Raw genomic sequence first — 14,707 nt, forward strand, 5'->3', positions numbered from 1 at the left:
CTTCGCGACAAGTCTCGTGCGGCAGGATCGCGGTGGAAACAATGCGCGGCAGACCCACAAAGTGCGATGCCACATGATGATCAAAGTTCGAGGCTAACAGGCGCGGATGAGCATGTATCTCGTAAGCAAATCATTGAAAGCGCGTAGCGTCGGTTTCTGCATCCTGAGCCTTGCCGCGTGCATCCCCGCGGCGTCTGTCGCTCATGCGGATGACGAGTGCCTGAACGTTGCAACGAGCATGGCGGAGCCGGATTTCTCTCCATGCGACAGCGACTTGCCGCAAATCGATCTCGACGCCGCATTACAAGATCATGCCGGAGCAAAACCGGCAGCGTCGACAGCTTCAGCGATGCCGTGGATCGCGCAGCGAGACAAAGGCGTGCCGCTCCAGGTCAATTCGTCGAACTCGAACGTGTCGCTGCGTACGAGCCTCGACGATCTCAAGAACTTCAATACGCGGACCTTCGTCATCGATCACAGTGGCGCCAGCGCGCCGGCGCTGCCGAAGACCAATACCGCGCCGAACCTTCCCGTGGACGTGTGGACCAGCGTCGACGTCAAAGGCTACGAGGGCGATCGCGATCAATCGACCCGCACCGGCCTTGGTGTCGATTACAAGCTGTCACGCTCCGCCGTGATGGGCGTTGCGGTCGAGCGTGGCGATGCGCGTTCGGCCAGCGCCGCGACGGAACTGGACTCGAAGGCGTCCGCGTATGTCACTCTGCAAGCGACGCCGCTCATCAGCGTCGACGCGCGGACGGAATGGCAGGCCGGTAACGCCGGGTTCGCGGCGGCGAACGGCGCGTCCGAAAAGAGCGCGGTCATTCTCGCGCCGAAGATCGATCATTCCTTTACGCTCGGCGACGGCAAGACAATCTCGCCGTTCGTGACCTACAAGCGCGAGTTCGAAATGTCGACGGGCGCTGCGAGCCTCACCACTCCGGACCGATCCGCCGGAGCTGGCGTCACCTACAAAGACTCCGATATCTACACGCTTAGCGTGACCACGGACGTCGATGCGGCGACGGCGACCACGCCACAAAGCATCAACAGCAAATTCAAGCTCAGCGTGCCGATCAACTGAGCAATCACAACGGCCCTTTGAACACGAAGAAAGCGCCGGCAGCGATCAGCAGGAAGCCGACGGCGTGATTGATCGTCAACGCTTCCTTCAAATAGACGACGGAAAAAACTGCGAAGACGACGAGCGTAATCACCTCCTGCATCGTCTTCAGTTCGGCGGCCGAATAGACGGCATGGCCATAGCGGTTTGCAGGCACCGCCAGGCAATACTCAAAGAAAGCGATACCCCAGCTCACCAGAACGACGGCCCATAACGGCCGGTCAGTGAACTTGAGATGACCGTACCAGGCGGCGGTCATGAAGACGTTCGACATCGTCAAAAGCACGATCGGCAGAAGAGACGGCGAGATCATGGGCGGATGGGTCCAAAGGGGTGAAACGGAAAGGCGCAACGCAGTAGGCGAGCAACGCGGCTCGTCCATACAAGTCTATTAGCGAGTGAGTCCAGCCCAGCGCCTGGTCACTTCGTTCCGCGCGCTGACGACGAAGCCTCCGGAACCACAGCATTGTGGTGAGCGTTCTTATCTCACTGGTTTGATAAGGACGCGACCGACATGTCCAAGAGCATTCAGAAGTCTGTTCCAGGCGTCTTGAAGACGCTTTGGGACATGGAAAACGAACTGCGGAGCGCCGCGCAGAGCGGCGTCATCCTTCGCGGTGAGGACGCGCGCAATCACTTGCAACAGGCGCGTTATCACCTCGACCGGCTTCTCGGGCTCGCCAATGGCGCGCCGACCGCAGCGCAGGTCGACAAGTCAACGGACGCGACCGCGAACACCAACTCGAACGACAACTGATCCTGAGGAGACTAGCATGGCACGCGATCTCATTCTGTGGCTGGCAGGCGTTCCGCTGATCGTCATCATCGGACTGCACTTGTTCGGCTTCCTGCACTAACCCTTGTTCGTCGAAGCATTTCCAGCCCGGAGCATTGCTCCGGGCTTTTTTGTTGGACGGCGAACGTCAGCTAGATGCGTCGGTGTCGTCAGAGCGCGCGAGCATAACTGCGACGTGCCGGTTCAAGGCGTCGGCGACAAGCGTCGGGACAAGCGCCGGACCGATCGGCCCCTCGGATGCATTGTACGCGGTCCGCATGTCGCCGCGCGCGTCCCACACGACCAGCGCATAACCCGCGATGCGATCAAGGTCGGCGACGGAGACGCAGCATTTTTCCAGGAGCTCGTCGCGCAGCTCAGCGGCTTCCCGCGCCGTGCGATGTTGCCGTTCCGAAACGAGATTAATCACAGCCGCCATTGTTCATTCCTCGCGTGATGTCCCTAACGATAACGCGCGAGTTGACGCGTGGTTCTCGTGCGCCGCCGACCGCCGAAATTCGTGGCTCACCGTTGGTTACGCGCGGAACAGCGGGCCAATCTCAGTTGGCGTAACCCTTTCGCAACATGAAACCCCGAGGCCCAATTCTGCGAGCGGAGACGCGACAATGGCATCGAAACGGTCGTTCAAGACGATGAAAGCAGTCCTGACATCAGCAATCGCGCTCGGCGGCGCGGCGGTTACGGCAAACGACGCCCTGGCCGTCAGCCTCAGCGTTCAGCTCGCTTGCGCAACCGACTACTACGCGCATTGCAGCGCCTATAGCCCTGACAGCCCTCAGGTCCGTTCGTGCATGCGCGCGGCGGGCAGCAACCTTTCGAAACGCTGCGTCAATGCACTGGTTGCGGCGGGAGAAGTGTCCGCAGCGGAAGTCGCCCGACGGCGCGGGACCGCACAGACGGCATCGCGTTGATGCGAGATGCGCCGATCGAGGAATTCGCGCGTGTCAACTCCGGTCACGTTTAATTGCGCGGATGGGTCCCGACGTTCCGCGATGCAACCAATGAGAGGCCACAGCGTTGGTTCCATTATTCAACAAGGAGTGGCTCCCCAATGGCATCGACATCATCCACATACGGATCTTCCAGCTCAATTGAAGATATCAAAGGCCGCGCGCGGCAGACGATCGACGCCGCAAGCGAGGCCGCAGGAGACGCAAAGCAGCAGGTCGAGGAAATGGCCGGCAACGTCAAAGGCGCGATCGACAAATCCGTCAAGGATCAGCCGCTGACGACACTGCTCATCGCCGGCGCAGTCGGCTTCGTCGTCGGAGCACTTTGGAAGTCGTAAAATCCAAACCGTCCGCGACGTTCAGTCGACGGACGGTTCTTTTTTGTTGCGCGGACGGTCGGCCGGAACGCCGGCCTTTCGGCGTAGCTCGCCGCTATAAAGATCGACGGCCGCCATTCCGACTTCTCGAATGTAAGCTCGGGTGAGACGTGTCGTGATCGATCCCTTGACCCAGTGCATGATCGACTTGGAGAGCCGCTCGCGCATTTCGTAGGTGACGGCGGTCGCAGGGTTGAGAACGCGCGCAATTCGCCAGATCGACCAGGCTCGATCGGCGACGTCGTAGACGCCGCGCCAGCGATAGATCTGCGCAAACTGTGCGACGGTGAGGCGGTTGCCGAGCGGAAGCGACCCTTCGAATACCGGCCGCAGTCTGCCGCTTACCTGCTCGATCAACGTCAACGCTTCGGGAACGGTGAAGCGCAGCATCGGATCGGCGCGGTCGGGGTGATAAACCTTGGCGACCGTCTCAACCGTCTCGAGCCCGCTGTTCAAAAGGTCATTCCAGGATGCGATGGCCTCGGGCGATGTGGTGTTTGCGAGTTTCTCGACGGCGGCGGCCGCCTTCTTGCGGAGCGGGTCGTCATCGATGCGCAGCGTCGTCACTTGCAGCTCGGCATTGATCGGCTGCGATGGCGACGACGGCAGGGCCGCAACTTTCGGTCCAAGCGTCATGCGCTCGAAGATGTACGCGATGAGCGTGCAGGCGAGCGTCGCCAGCGCCCAGTGAATCAGAAATCCGTGCTGCCAGAGCCATAGACTTCCAAGCGGGATCAGTGCGAGCGTCGGAAGGAGAAGGCCCAGGAAGACGATTGCCAAGCGGAGAGGTGTGAGTGTGTCGCTCATGCGCTGCTCTTGCCGAACGCCAAACCGCTGATGTTTGAGGTCAGCAAGTAACAACGCCCGGCCGGGCGCACCGGTTCCGGACTCGGGGGCAGGGCCGGTTCTCAGTCTGAGGTTAGCTCCAGCGCCGGTTGGACCACATCCACTGCTCCGGCATCTCGCGAACCCACTCCTCGAACTGGCGGGTCATCGCAGCGGTCACCCACTTGACGTCCTCGCCGTGGTTGGCTGTGCGCGGAATGCGAAGCTCCTTGAGTTCGATCTCGAAGCGGCTGTCCTTGCCGATGCGCATGCAGCGCGACATCCAGATGCGGGCGCCGGCACGGCGGGCAATCATCGCCGGGATCGCGACCGTGCGCGCGTCCTTGCCGAAAAACGGCACAGGCAGGCCGGAGCGATCGTAGAGATCGCAGACGACGCCGAGACGTCCGCCGCGGCGAACGAAATCCATGATGATGCGCGCTGTTTTCTGCGAGTCGTCGTGCTCGCCTTCAACCTTGCCGCGGCCGAACATGCCGCCCGGATAGAGATCGCGGCGCTGATAGCGCAGATAGCGGTCGATGTAGGGATTGTTGACCGAGCGGTAGACGCAAGCCGGATCGGCGCCTGCGATGGTCAAAGGCCAGATCGCAAGCTCCCAGTTTCCCATGTGCAGCGACGCGCCGACGATCGGGCCGAGCTTGCTCGAGTAGCGTTCGAAGACTTTCGGGTTTCTGATGACCAGACGCGTCGGATCGGCGATCACCTGATCGATGCGCATCGTCTCGGCCATGACGCGACCGAGATTTTCCCAGTGGGCGAGTGCGATGGCCGTGCGCTCCGCCTCCGACTTCTCGGGAAAGGCAATCCGCAGATTGTCGAGCGCGCGCTTGTGCCGTTTCGGATTGATCAGTGGCGCGAGACGCCGCCAGCTCCATGCCGACAGGTGCGTCGCGACGTCGAGCGGCACGATGCGCACGATGCCGACGATCAGTCGCAATAGCACATATTCAAGCCTGAACTGCAGGTCACGCAGCGGCGATGCGGGCACGCCCAAAGACAGTGGTCAAATTCCCTCAGTTGAAAGAGATCAAGCGCGAAGTCTTGCCCGCCGGGGAACAGCCCCGTCAAGCTCGGGCGGCTGGGATTTCCCCGCTTCGATGCAACGGCCGCATAAACTCAGGCACGTCCGAGCCCGGCATGACGCCCTCGCGCATGACACGGGCGCGCAAGCGGCGGCTGGTTGCGAGCGCGAAAAGCCCGAAACCGCGGGCGAGATGGACGCCCGGAATCGAGGACAGCAACGACCGGTTGAGCACATCGACGGCAAAGACGCGGGAGGCGATATCGCGGCGCCTCAGCCGGTCGTAGTTCGCGAGGACCTCGTCGCCGCCGATGTCGGTCCCGGCGCGCCGGGCCGCACCAGCAAGCTCGGCGATCGTCGCCGCGTCGCGAAAGCCGAGATTGAGGCCCTGCGCGCCAATCGGCGGGATGACGTGTGCCGCTTCGCCAACGAGCGCGACGCGCGAACGGCCAAGCACGTCCGCCGTGCGGCCGGAAAGCGGGAAGGTCCTTCGCGGCGTAAGGCTGGAAACGGCGCCGAGCAGGTCTCCGATATGGGCCGAGAGTTCACGGCCGAAGCTGTCGTCATCGAGATTGGCAAGGCGCTGGGCTTCTTCCGGCGATTCCACCCAGACGAGGTTCGATGTGTTGCCGGGGGCGGGGACGACGGTCAGAGGACCCATCGGCTGATGCAACTCGGTGGAGATACCGCGGTGGGGCCGTGTGTGAGCGAATGTGGCGACGACGGCGGCCTGCGGATAGCTCCAGTTCGTCGTGCTGATCCCAGCGGCGGCACGGGCTGGCGACTCACGTCCGTCGGCGGCGACAATCAAACGGCACCTGATGACTTCGGAGGTGCTGGTCGACAACACTGCTTCGCTTCCGGCCAAGTCGGACACCGTCGCTCGCGGGTCGATGAGCCGCGTCAGAAGCGGATGCGACGTGGCTTCCAAAGCAGCAGTCAAAGCTGAGTTCGGGATGTTGTAGCCGAATGCTCCAAGGCCAATTTCGGAGGCTTCGAACAGCACTTCCGGAGCGCGGACGAGCCCGCCCGTAGCATCGATGAGGCGGATGCCTTGCAGCGGAGCCGCAGCGCTCGCAGCTTTATCCCAAACTGAAAGCCTTTTCAGGAGGTTGAGTGATCCGTCCATCAGCGCAGCGGAACGCCCGTCGCGGGGATCGGATCGCGGTCCAATCACAATCGTACGAAGCCCGGATTCGGCGCACGCGAGGCCGGCGGCAAGGCCCGCCGGTCCGGCGCCAACGACCGCAACGTCAAAGACAGTTTTCATGGCCACCGCAGCTATCCTTCAATGTGTCTCTTAAAGCACAGAAATGGTCTAAAGGACCACCTGTTGCTGCGTTGCAACTCTTTGAGGGCCCGACTGTCACGCATCTGTTAAACTGGCATGCTTTTCAGTGCCCAAGGCGCTGATTTGGGGAAAAGATATTTCTCACAGCGCAATGGCAGGAATTGTCCGGCGCGATCAGGGGAAATGGCGCGCCGTTCTGGTTGGGGTCTGTAAAAACAGAGGGGCACCGATGAAATCGGTATTCACACTATCGTGCAGCCGTCTTGCGTTGTTGGCGGCGTTTGGACTTGCGATGAGCTTTACGCAAGCCTCCGCAGCCGATCTGGGCGGCAACTGCTGCGCCGATCTTGAAGAACGTATCGCTGAGCTCGAGGCGACGACCGCCCGTAAGGGTAACCGCAAGGTTTCGCTCACGATTTCCGGCTGGGTCAACGAAGCCGTCTACTTCTGGGATGACGGTTCGCAGCGCAACGCCTACGTCGGCACGAACTCGCTCGAGCAATCGCGTGTGAAGTTCTCCGGCGAAGCGAAAATCGCCAACGGATACTCGGCTGGTTACACGTTGGAAATCGGCGTCCAGGGCAACCCCTCGAACAAGTGGGACCAGACCGGCCCGTCGAGCACGGATGCCAACTCTCCGAACAACTCGCTCATCGTTCGTAAGAGCAACTGGTGGCTGAAAAGCAAAGACTTCGGCAAGCTGACAGTCGGCCTCGAAGGCTCGGCGACGTACCATCTTCTGGACGATGCCGATGGCGTGAACACGCGCAACTACTCTGACGCCCAGGCTGCTGCCGTGGCGCAGGGCCGCTTCCAGCTGAGAAGCGGTGGCGCACAGGTTGGTGGCACCGCCATCCGCTGGAACGACATTCTTCGTGGCGCCGACAACGGCACGAGCGGTCAGAACGGCCGCCGCAACATCGTCCGTTACGACTCGCCGACGATCCTCGGCTTCGTGCTGACGGCTTCGTGGGGCGAAGACGACCAGACCGGCGTCGCACTGACCTACAAAGAAAAGTGGGGCGATTTCAACATCCTCGCCAAAGGCGGCTGGGAAAAGAGCACCGACGAGAATCTGACCGGCTGCGCGCCGTTCAGCGCGACGGGTGCGACCCGTGAGGATTGCGAATGGTGGGGTGGCGCGGCCACGATCCAGCACGCTCCGACCGGCCTCTATGTCTACGGCGGCTACGGCCAGACGATCGACCATGGCGTCGAGCTGATCTCTGCGGCCGCTGAGAGCAAGAGCGATCTCTGGTTCATCCAGGGCGGTATCGAGCAGAAGTGGCTGCCGCTCGGCAAGACGACGGTGTTCGGCGAATATCGCCATGACAACCTCGGATCGCGCACTGGCAAGACCTTCGCCGTTGACGGCGGGGCGTCGGGCTACGTCCACGACGGCGATATCAACTTCTGGGCTGCCGGTATCGTTCAGAACATCGATGCCGCTGCGATGGACTTGTACGTCATCTACCGTCATGCCGACGGCGACCTGACGAACTCGGCTGGCGATACCGCCTCGCTCGATGCCTTCGACATGGTCATCACCGGCGCACGCATTCAGTTCTGATCGCCTACCTCCCGTCTGCGTCAGAATGGAAGGGCCGCCCGCAAGGCGGCCCTTTTCGCGTGCCGCCGAAAACTGGCAAGTTCTGGGCCGTACAATTTGGGAAACTTCTGTGTCGCGTCAGCAACATGGCGATGATACAACAGCATCACCAGAAACGGCACCGTGAGGGCCAGGGGTCTGAAAAGGGCATTGAAGTTCGACGACCGACCGCTCATCAGTATTACATGTGCGTGCTTGCAAGGCATTGCGGGGTTTTGGTGAGAAGAACAGCATTGGTGCTTGGCATGTTGGCGGCCGTCGCCGCCGCTGCGACCACCGGAGCATTCGCGCTTGACGAGCAGCGTATGGCGATCCCGAACGGAGCGCCTGATGCTCCGAAAGCGCAAGTGCAAGATCAGTCGACGCCGAAGAGCGAGGAAGGCGCCGAGATCCGCATCCCGGGTCTTGGTAAGCTCGGCACGTTGCCTAAAATGGACTTCGGCCTCGAGCTGCTTTACGGCGCGGCCGAAGACAATCGAAGCGAACAGAACAGCGAACCGGCAGCCGGTCCGGAAGCGCCGCAGGATCTTACGATCCACGGAAGCATGAAGCATCGTTTCTAGGCCGTTGGCCTGACTCAGCGGATCGAGCCTGCCTGTACTTTCCCAATAGCCTGACATCGCGCAGACGGACCACAACGTCCGACGTGCGTGCTCGCCTGTGCCTGGCCGCAAGTCGCAGAATCCAACAAGGCCGAGCCCATCCAGCCGCGCGGCCGCCCGAGACATTCGCGATTGAAATCTCGGATGAATTTACCTGCCCTTAAGCGGACCGCTCCATAACATCGTTCCCATCAACGATCTCCTCCCTCGGAGCGTGAATCAGTGCTGCGTGCCAATAGGCCTGAAAGGCGAAATAGGCATCGACATCTCACCCGGCAGATATTCGTGTTGCTTGCCTGCCTGACGTCGACGTCCTATTTCGTCTATCATGCCCGCTACGGCCGGCATGGATTTGAAGCGCGGACGCGCCTCATCGAACGATCGGCGCTTCTCGATTTCGAGAACAGGGGCCTCGAATCCGTCCGCGCGAAACTGCGGCGCGACGTGGCTCTGCTCTCTCCGGAAGTCCCCAATTCCGATCTGGTCGAAGAAATCGCGCGCGATGTGCTCGGCTACGTCCGCAGCAACGATAAAATCGTAGCGTCGCGATAGGCCACGCAAACCCCGCATTTTCGGCTACAAGAACGCGCTGCACGCAACGCTCTTGCGATAGCGTCCTGCGCCTACTAAATTTGCCCGATCCCCTCTGTATCGCGTATTGAAGGCGCCGTTGACATGAGCAATCTGCAAGACACCGAACGGCCCCTGGAACTCGATATCCCTGATGGTGTCCCGGAAGCCCAGCAAGCCGTCGAACTGATCCGCGCCTGGGTCGCGGATGGTGCTCTGATGGTCACCATCAACGGCGAGGCGCTCGGCGATCAGCTGCAGGATTGGGGACGGCTTCTCGCGCAGATCGGCCATCACGTCGCAAATTCGGCCGCGCTCAACGGCCAGAAAAGCGATGCGCAGGCGCTCGAGGAGATCCGCAAAGGGTTCGACTCCGTGCTCCCGGGCAGCGCAAAGGCGGCGGGTAAGGTTCGCGGGCGCAGAGTCCACTAGCGGTCCACGAAATCGGATGCCGTGTGAAACGCGGGGCGCGCTTGACGCCCGGCGGCCCGGCATGTGCTGTCGCTGTTGCGTATCGGCACCATGTGGCTGATGTCCACAATTTCGAACTCCTCCGCTTCTGTTCGTTGGGGACGAGGCGCCCCGCACGGCTTGCGGGTGCAGCTTCACCATCCTTAAGCAGAAAGCCTGTGCGCGTGCTGTTGCAGGTTGCAACGATCCGGGGGTGGAAGATGATTGAGGGCGCAACGGGCAAGCTTGCTTTGGCCGTGCTTGCAGCGGGACTGACCTGCGGATGCGCGGACGGTTCGAATTTCGGTCTTTCGACGCAATCGCTCGGTCCCGACACGACGGCGGCCAAGTCCGACCCGGTGTGCGTGTCGCTCGCGAGCCAGATCAACACGCTGAAAGGCGACGGCACGATCGAACGGCTGGAAAAAGCCGGCGACGGAAAGACCGTCAAGGTTTCGGTGAAACGCTCGGCTCTGCAGAAGCAGGCTGAACTCAACAAGGCCTACGCGGATTTCCAGACGCGTTGCGGCCCGAAGGTTCCGGCGCAAACCGCTCAGGCGCAGCCTGCTGCTCCGGCCGCGCAGACGGCAAGCACGCAGCCCGCAGCTCCGGCTGCTGGCACGCCGGCAGCGAACTGACGCTCGACATTATCGGATGCACGGAGATGCCTCGGCATCTCCGAAACGCGTGAGTTCACGCAGCAGAGTTCTGCTCGCATTCAGTCATGCTCAGAGTGCGTCGAACTCAGACGATGCTGCATCGTTGCCACATGAAGGCCATCAGGAGTTGCAAAACGCAGCCGCTCTATGGTCTTTAGTGTGCAGTGCGTATAATCGGGCTTCGCTGCCATTTATCAAGCCAGTGGGATTGTGCGGAATGCGGGGTTTCATTGCGATCGTAACGGTCGCCGCTTTGTCAACGCTTCTGCAGGGATGCGGTGGTGCATCCGGCAAGGGCTATCAGGATCCGGGTCCTCGAGCGTTGCCGAGCGGCGAAAGCTGCGACTCGATTCGTGGGCAGCTCAATCGTCTCGATTCCAAAGGCGTGCCTGCGCAGGTCGAACGCGCGAGCAGCGGCGGCAGCCTGTCGGCCGGTCAGCGCGCCGACGTTGACAGGTACAATCAGCTGCTCAATCAGTACCTCGGCGCTCGCTGCCACGTCTAAGGCAGCGCGCCGGTGGCAGGTGAACTCCTGTCGGGCATGCGCGCGGGTGTGAGATTGCAAGACTTTCGAAGCCAGAATTTCGGAGGCTGATCATGGACGAACAAACGCGCGATCTGCTTGTCTTCGCAGTCATCGGCATCCTTGCCGGTTTCCTCGCTTCGTTCGTCGTCGGCGGCAACGGTCTGATCCGCTATCTGATAACCGGTATCATCGGTGCATTCGTCGGCGGCTATCTGTTCAAGGCGCTGGGCATCAACCTCGGCATCGGCAACGCCTTCGTATCGCAAATCGTTACGGCGGCGATCGGCGCCATCATCGTCGTGCTTCTGGCGCGTATTCTCGCCTGACGCGATTCTCGATGTTGCGCCGCTGGGCCTCATCCACGGCGCTCACTTTGTGCATTATGGCAACTAATCCCGTGACGGGCACGGGGTTGGGCAGTCGCGCCAGATCAGGCGGCCCATAGCGCCGCCGAATTGCAGCCATGCCATCATTCAAGACCACACGCCACGTCGCCTTTACCGCCAACCAGATGTTCACGCTCGTCGCCGACGTCGAGCGCTATCCGGAATTCCTGCCGCTGTGCACGGGGCTCGCCGTGCTGTCACGGCAGCCGGTGGGTGAGGGCGAAGAACTCACTGCGCGGATGAATATCGGCTACAAGTCGATCAGCGAAAGTTTCACGACGCGCGTGCTGACAAAGCCGAACGATCTGAATATCGATGTCAGCTATTTGAACGGCCCCTTCAAGCGCCTGATCAATCACTGGACGTTCAAAAACGATGCTGCCGGCACGGGTTCGACGATCGATTTCTTCATCGACTACGAGTTCAAGTCGATGCTGATGGGCGCGCTGATGGGAGCGATGTTCGACCAGGCGTTCCGGCGCTTCGCGCAAGCCTTCGAAGAACGGGCCGCGCACGTTTACGGTCCGTCGACACGGGTGTGAGAACAGCCTGAAGGCGCCAATGATCCGGCGGTGCAGCGCAAAACCTTTTGCTTGTCGTGGATGGCCGCCTGCGCGGCCATGACGAAGGTGAGGTTGGCAGGCGCACTGCGATGACGACGTCGGATGTTCATCTCAGAACGTCATGGCCGCGGAGGCGGCCATCCACGCGTGCTCCCGATGCCCTGGTTTCGTTAGGCGCGTGGATGCGGATGCGGGATCGCCAGCGCTCTAGCGAATTGTCTTTTCGAAGTTTCGCGCCAGAGCCAGGCCCTTCAGGCTTTCGAGACCTTTGGCATCATGCAGCTTGGCGCCGTCGAGGTTGGCGCCGGTTACGTCGGCGCCACTGAGATCAGCACCCGTCAGGTCGGCGCCCGAGAGATCCGCGCCAGTCAGCACAGCGCCGGAAAGATCGGCCTCGCGCAAAATAGTGTCGTGCAGGGAGGCGTCTCGCAGCACTGCGAAGCTGAAGCGCGTTTGCGTCATGTTGGCTCGCGTCAGCTGCGCGCCGGAGAGGTTCGCGCCCGACAAATCGGTTCGCCAGATGTATTCGATAAAGCCGGTCTTGTTCAGCGGGGCGCTAATGGCATCGGTGAGATCGGCGCCCGCGAAGTTTGATCCGGCAAAGACACCGAAAAGCTTCGTGCCCTTAAGCGAAGCCGACTTGAAGCTGATCGCTTCGCCCTGGCTTGGCGTCAGCGTCGCCGTCGTCGATGGGCGCATCAAGCTGGCATTGTCGAGGTTTGCGCCATCGAGCCGCGCCGCGATCAGCGTCACGCGGTCGAGCATCGCGCCGGAGAGATTGGTGCTCGAAAGGTCGGCACCAGAAAGATCAGCGCCGAACAGATCCGATTTGCTGAGGTCGGCGCCCTTGAAATCGAGGCCCGCGAGATCGAGCCCTTGCAGATTCTTGCCACTGAGAACCGGCCGGTTTCCGGGAGCCGCCTTGAACAGAAGCGCCGACACGTCGCGCGCTGTCAGATCGGCGGCGAACGCGGGCGCGACCCAGAACGCGGCGGCGAGCAGGGCTGCGAGACGGTATCCTCTAGCGCAGGGAAAGAGTGCTCCGAGACGGGTCATTCGCCAGCCCTTTCGAGAAGTCTCAAAGCTTCGCGCACGGTCGCCAGACGAACACCGTCGCGACCGATATCGCCAAATTCGAAGCGCTGGACATGGGTTGGCGTCTGTCGCGATGCAAGCCCGATAAAAACCAGCCCGACGGGCTTTCCAGGCATGGCGCCTCCGGGACCGGCGATGCCGGTGACGGCAACGGCGACATCGGCGGAGGCGGTTTTCAGCGCGCCCTCGGCCATCGCACGTCCAACTTCGGCGCTCACGGCGCCATGATCTTCGAGCAATCCGGCGTCAACGCCGATCATCGCCGTTTTGGCCGAGTTGGCGTAGGTCACGAAGCCTTGATCGAAAACGTCGGACGATCCGGCGATCGAAGTGATCGCTCCGGCGATGAGCCCGCCTGTGCAGCTTTCGGCCGTCGCAACCTTGAGATGCCCAGCGCGCAACTTGGCTACGATCCGAGCGGCGCTTGCTTCGATGTCGGGTGGAAACACGCGCGCCTCTCATTCAGCCGGACAAGTTCAGCACGGCAGCCCAAAACGAAACCGGAGAGTGCTTCGGGCGGAAGCACTCTCCGGTAAGGCTATCCAGAGAGAGGAGAATGTGCAAACGACCTGGCTGATCAGGCCGCGGCTAAGACCTCGGCATGCGAAAGCAGGCTATCGAGGACGATGCGACTGTCGGAGCCCATAGCCCCGACCGTCCGCTTCTGCGCGTCCTGCCATATCGGGTATGCATCCTTCAAAACGGCCTGACCTTTGGGCGTAAGGTGCAGACCGCGGCCACGCCGACCGGCGGGCGGATCCATGATGATATGGCCAAGCGCCAGAAGACGCTTGAGATTGCGCGACAGTGTCGACTTCTCGATGTCGAGATCGTGTCCGATCTCGACGGCAGTGATTCCGTCACGTGAGGCCAGCTGCGCGAGCAAGGTATACTGGCTCGCGGTGATGCCGAGTGGGCGCAAGGCATCATCGTAGACGCGCGTGACGATGCGCGAAAGCTGACGCACACGGGTGGCGAGGCACATCTCGGCGGTTGTCTCGGCGATGGTGCTTATGGCGGCATCGGCGGGCATACGGTCAAGAGTGTGGGGCATGACGTTCATATCGGCTCCCGTGTGTGAGCGCTTTCGTGTGGCTCGTGGCAATACAACCACATAACCCTTTGATGCCGCGATTCTGGCAGGCGGGTCAACGCTCAAAGCCGTTGCAATTGCGCATCGAAGCTCTCGATGTTGAGCTTGGACGATCTGCAACCTGTGCCTTGCTCAGGGTTTGGCGGCCTGGTGCTCGGCGCGGGCGGCCTCGTAGACCTCTTTCGCAGCGCCGGCGTTGATCGCGGCGATGCCCAGCCCGACGATCAGGTCGGGCCATCTTGACGCGGTTGCAGCCGTCAGCAAGCCAGCGACGATGATCGCGATGTTGGCGATGACGTCGTTGCGCGCTGAAAGAAACGCGGCGCGCGTCAGGCTTCCTCCGGCCGTGCGGAACGGCGCCAGCATGCGGGCACAGACAAAATTGACGGCGAGCGCCCCGAGCCCGGTTACGGTGAGCGCGAAAGGTTCCGGCACGGCCCCGCTCGAAAAATTCTGCCATGCCGTCCAGAGCGTTGCGAGCGCCGGGAAAAGAATGATCGCGGCGAGCAACATTCCGAGCTTCGCACGCCGTGCGGCCGAGAAGCCGAGCCCGGCGAGGATCAACAGGTTGACCGCGCTGTCCTCGAGAAAGTCGACGCTGTCTGCGAACAGCGCAACGGAGCCGATGGCGAGAGCAACCGCGAACTCGACCCCGAAATAGGAGAGGTTGAGCACCGCGACATTGCGCACGATGCGCTGTAAAGGCCGGTTCTCACTGATGTCCGGAAAATCGTCGTCGTCGTCGCTCAT

21 protein-coding genes are annotated in these 14,707 nt (G+C 61.6%); 12 read left to right on the top strand and 9 right to left on the bottom strand.

Annotated features, from left to right (window positions below):
- Window positions 1-106: 106 nt before the first annotated feature.
- A complete protein-coding gene (locus HDEN_RS08155) occupies window positions 107-1,084 on the top strand; it encodes a hypothetical protein (RefSeq protein WP_013215627.1) in 978 nt (325 codons plus the stop codon).
- A 4-nt stretch (window positions 1,085-1,088) separates the two neighbouring features.
- Here HDEN_RS08155 and HDEN_RS08160 read toward each other — a convergent pair whose 3' ends face one another.
- On the bottom strand, window positions 1,089-1,436 hold the full coding sequence (locus HDEN_RS08160) for a DMT family protein (RefSeq protein ID WP_013215628.1): 348 nt from the start codon (window positions 1,434-1,436) through the stop codon (window positions 1,089-1,091).
- A gap of 201 nt (window positions 1,437-1,637) precedes the next feature.
- Between HDEN_RS08160 and HDEN_RS08165 the strand changes: the two genes are divergently transcribed.
- Window positions 1,638-1,880, top strand: coding sequence for a hypothetical protein (locus tag HDEN_RS08165; protein ID WP_013215629.1), 243 nt, complete (start codon window positions 1,638-1,640; stop codon window positions 1,878-1,880).
- Between the two features lie 166 nt (window positions 1,881-2,046).
- On the opposite strand, the gene HDEN_RS08170 is transcribed toward HDEN_RS08165, so the two are convergent.
- Window positions 2,047-2,337, bottom strand: a complete 291-nt coding sequence (locus HDEN_RS08170; RefSeq protein WP_013215630.1) for a hypothetical protein — start codon at window positions 2,335-2,337, stop codon at window positions 2,047-2,049.
- Window positions 2,338-2,524: 187 nt separating this feature from the next.
- On the opposite strand from HDEN_RS08170, the gene HDEN_RS08175 reads away from it, so the two are divergent.
- Together HDEN_RS08175 and HDEN_RS08180 are read left to right on the top strand one after the other, a co-directional pair.
- Complete coding sequence (locus HDEN_RS08175) at window positions 2,525-2,830, top strand: hypothetical protein (protein WP_013215631.1); 306 nt, start codon at window positions 2,525-2,527, stop codon at window positions 2,828-2,830.
- A 140-nt stretch (window positions 2,831-2,970) separates the two neighbouring features.
- Window positions 2,971-3,207: a DUF883 family protein gene (locus HDEN_RS08180; RefSeq protein ID WP_013215632.1), complete on the top strand. Its 237-nt coding sequence runs from the start codon at window positions 2,971-2,973 to the stop codon at window positions 3,205-3,207.
- Between the two features lie 21 nt (window positions 3,208-3,228).
- On the opposite strand, the gene HDEN_RS08185 is transcribed toward HDEN_RS08180, so the two are convergent.
- The 3 genes from HDEN_RS08185 to HDEN_RS08195 all read right to left on the bottom strand — a co-directional run bounded on the left by HDEN_RS08185 (window position 3,229) and on the right by HDEN_RS08195 (window position 6,383).
- A complete protein-coding gene (locus tag HDEN_RS08185; RefSeq protein WP_013215633.1) occupies window positions 3,229-4,053 on the bottom strand; it encodes a hypothetical protein in 825 nt (274 codons plus the stop codon).
- 112 nt (window positions 4,054-4,165) lie between these two features.
- Window positions 4,166-5,035 (bottom strand): lysophospholipid acyltransferase family protein, encoded by an 870-nt coding sequence (locus tag HDEN_RS08190; protein ID WP_245256757.1) that lies wholly within the window; start codon window positions 5,033-5,035, stop codon window positions 4,166-4,168.
- 121 nt (window positions 5,036-5,156) lie between these two features.
- Window positions 5,157-6,383 carry an FAD-dependent monooxygenase gene (locus tag HDEN_RS08195; RefSeq protein ID WP_041921607.1) on the bottom strand — a complete coding sequence of 409 codons (1,227 nt, stop codon included), beginning with the start codon at window positions 6,381-6,383 and terminating at the stop codon, window positions 5,157-5,159.
- A 250-nt stretch (window positions 6,384-6,633) separates the two neighbouring features.
- Between HDEN_RS08195 and HDEN_RS08200 the strand changes: the two genes are divergently transcribed.
- The 8 genes from HDEN_RS08200 to HDEN_RS08240 all read left to right on the top strand — a co-directional run bounded on the left by HDEN_RS08200 (window position 6,634) and on the right by HDEN_RS08240 (window position 11,748).
- Window positions 6,634-7,974 carry a porin gene (locus HDEN_RS08200; protein WP_013215636.1) on the top strand — a complete coding sequence of 447 codons (1,341 nt, stop codon included), beginning with the start codon at window positions 6,634-6,636 and terminating at the stop codon, window positions 7,972-7,974.
- A 284-nt stretch (window positions 7,975-8,258) separates the two neighbouring features.
- Window positions 8,259-8,576, top strand: coding sequence for a hypothetical protein (locus HDEN_RS08210; RefSeq protein WP_245256787.1), 318 nt, complete (start codon window positions 8,259-8,261; stop codon window positions 8,574-8,576).
- Window positions 8,577-8,900: 324 nt separating this feature from the next.
- Window positions 8,901-9,167: an FtsB family cell division protein gene (locus tag HDEN_RS08215; protein ID WP_245256758.1), complete on the top strand. Its 267-nt coding sequence runs from the start codon at window positions 8,901-8,903 to the stop codon at window positions 9,165-9,167.
- 123 nt (window positions 9,168-9,290) lie between these two features.
- Window positions 9,291-9,617, top strand: coding sequence for a DUF5076 domain-containing protein (locus HDEN_RS08220; protein WP_013215639.1), 327 nt, complete (start codon window positions 9,291-9,293; stop codon window positions 9,615-9,617).
- Window positions 9,618-9,856: 239 nt separating this feature from the next.
- Window positions 9,857-10,273: a hypothetical protein gene (locus HDEN_RS08225; RefSeq protein ID WP_013215640.1), complete on the top strand. Its 417-nt coding sequence runs from the start codon at window positions 9,857-9,859 to the stop codon at window positions 10,271-10,273.
- Between the two features lie 238 nt (window positions 10,274-10,511).
- Complete coding sequence (locus tag HDEN_RS08230; protein WP_013215641.1) at window positions 10,512-10,799, top strand: hypothetical protein; 288 nt, start codon at window positions 10,512-10,514, stop codon at window positions 10,797-10,799.
- Window positions 10,800-10,891: 92 nt separating this feature from the next.
- Window positions 10,892-11,146 carry a GlsB/YeaQ/YmgE family stress response membrane protein gene (locus tag HDEN_RS08235; RefSeq protein ID WP_013215642.1) on the top strand — a complete coding sequence of 85 codons (255 nt, stop codon included), beginning with the start codon at window positions 10,892-10,894 and terminating at the stop codon, window positions 11,144-11,146.
- Between the two features lie 137 nt (window positions 11,147-11,283).
- The gene (locus tag HDEN_RS08240; protein WP_013215643.1) at window positions 11,284-11,748 is read left to right on the top strand and encodes a type II toxin-antitoxin system RatA family toxin; all 465 of its coding nucleotides are present in this window, start codon (window positions 11,284-11,286) and stop codon (window positions 11,746-11,748) included.
- Between the two features lie 228 nt (window positions 11,749-11,976).
- On the opposite strand, the gene HDEN_RS08245 is transcribed toward HDEN_RS08240, so the two are convergent.
- From HDEN_RS08245 to HDEN_RS08260, 4 genes are all read right to left on the bottom strand, one after another.
- Window positions 11,977-12,825: a pentapeptide repeat-containing protein gene (locus HDEN_RS08245; RefSeq protein ID WP_013215644.1), complete on the bottom strand. Its 849-nt coding sequence runs from the start codon at window positions 12,823-12,825 to the stop codon at window positions 11,977-11,979.
- A complete protein-coding gene (locus HDEN_RS08250; RefSeq protein ID WP_013215645.1) occupies window positions 12,822-13,313 on the bottom strand; it encodes a CinA family protein in 492 nt (163 codons plus the stop codon). The genes HDEN_RS08245 and HDEN_RS08250 overlap by 4 nt, the downstream gene beginning before the upstream one ends.
- 128 nt (window positions 13,314-13,441) lie before the next feature.
- On the bottom strand, window positions 13,442-13,927 hold the full coding sequence (locus tag HDEN_RS08255; protein WP_013215646.1) for a MarR family winged helix-turn-helix transcriptional regulator: 486 nt from the start codon (window positions 13,925-13,927) through the stop codon (window positions 13,442-13,444).
- Between the two features lie 162 nt (window positions 13,928-14,089).
- Window positions 14,090-14,707: a cation efflux transmembrane domain-containing protein gene (locus HDEN_RS08260; RefSeq protein ID WP_013215647.1), complete on the bottom strand. Its 618-nt coding sequence runs from the start codon at window positions 14,705-14,707 to the stop codon at window positions 14,090-14,092.

The sequence above is a fragment of the Hyphomicrobium denitrificans ATCC 51888 genome (assembly GCF_000143145.1).
Classification (GTDB): Bacteria; Pseudomonadota; Alphaproteobacteria; order Rhizobiales; family Hyphomicrobiaceae; genus Hyphomicrobium_B; species Hyphomicrobium_B denitrificans.

What these genes read in the sequence shown, in the direction of transcription:
- HDEN_RS08155 (WP_013215627.1), top strand. Translation starts at nt 107, where the DNA reads ATGAGCATGTATCTCGTAAGCAAATCATTGAAAGCGCGTAGCGTCGGT.
- HDEN_RS08160 (WP_013215628.1), bottom strand. Translation starts at nt 1,436, where the DNA reads ATGATCTCGCCGTCTCTTCTGCCGATCGTGCTTTTGACGATGTCGAAC.
- HDEN_RS08165 (WP_013215629.1), top strand. Translation starts at nt 1,638, where the DNA reads ATGTCCAAGAGCATTCAGAAGTCTGTTCCAGGCGTCTTGAAGACGCTT.
- HDEN_RS08170 (WP_013215630.1), bottom strand. Translation starts at nt 2,337, where the DNA reads ATGGCGGCTGTGATTAATCTCGTTTCGGAACGGCAACATCGCACGGCG.
- HDEN_RS08175 (WP_013215631.1), top strand. Translation starts at nt 2,525, where the DNA reads ATGGCATCGAAACGGTCGTTCAAGACGATGAAAGCAGTCCTGACATCA.
- HDEN_RS08180 (WP_013215632.1), top strand. Translation starts at nt 2,971, where the DNA reads ATGGCATCGACATCATCCACATACGGATCTTCCAGCTCAATTGAAGAT.
- HDEN_RS08185 (WP_013215633.1), bottom strand. Translation starts at nt 4,053, where the DNA reads ATGAGCGACACACTCACACCTCTCCGCTTGGCAATCGTCTTCCTGGGC.
- HDEN_RS08195 (WP_041921607.1), bottom strand. Translation starts at nt 6,383, where the DNA reads ATGAAAACTGTCTTTGACGTTGCGGTCGTTGGCGCCGGACCGGCGGGC.
- HDEN_RS08200 (WP_013215636.1), top strand. Translation starts at nt 6,634, where the DNA reads ATGAAATCGGTATTCACACTATCGTGCAGCCGTCTTGCGTTGTTGGCG.
- HDEN_RS08210 (WP_245256787.1), top strand. Translation starts at nt 8,259, where the DNA reads ATGTTGGCGGCCGTCGCCGCCGCTGCGACCACCGGAGCATTCGCGCTT.
- HDEN_RS08220 (WP_013215639.1), top strand. Translation starts at nt 9,291, where the DNA reads ATGAGCAATCTGCAAGACACCGAACGGCCCCTGGAACTCGATATCCCT.
- HDEN_RS08225 (WP_013215640.1), top strand. Translation starts at nt 9,857, where the DNA reads ATGATTGAGGGCGCAACGGGCAAGCTTGCTTTGGCCGTGCTTGCAGCG.
- HDEN_RS08230 (WP_013215641.1), top strand. Translation starts at nt 10,512, where the DNA reads ATGCGGGGTTTCATTGCGATCGTAACGGTCGCCGCTTTGTCAACGCTT.
- HDEN_RS08235 (WP_013215642.1), top strand. Translation starts at nt 10,892, where the DNA reads ATGGACGAACAAACGCGCGATCTGCTTGTCTTCGCAGTCATCGGCATC.
- HDEN_RS08240 (WP_013215643.1), top strand. Translation starts at nt 11,284, where the DNA reads ATGCCATCATTCAAGACCACACGCCACGTCGCCTTTACCGCCAACCAG.
- HDEN_RS08245 (WP_013215644.1), bottom strand. Translation starts at nt 12,825, where the DNA reads ATGACCCGTCTCGGAGCACTCTTTCCCTGCGCTAGAGGATACCGTCTC.
- HDEN_RS08255 (WP_013215646.1), bottom strand. Translation starts at nt 13,927, where the DNA reads ATGAACGTCATGCCCCACACTCTTGACCGTATGCCCGCCGATGCCGCC.
- HDEN_RS08260 (WP_013215647.1), bottom strand. Translation starts at nt 14,707, where the DNA reads ATGAGCGACGACGACGACGATTTTCCGGACATCAGTGAGAACCGGCCT.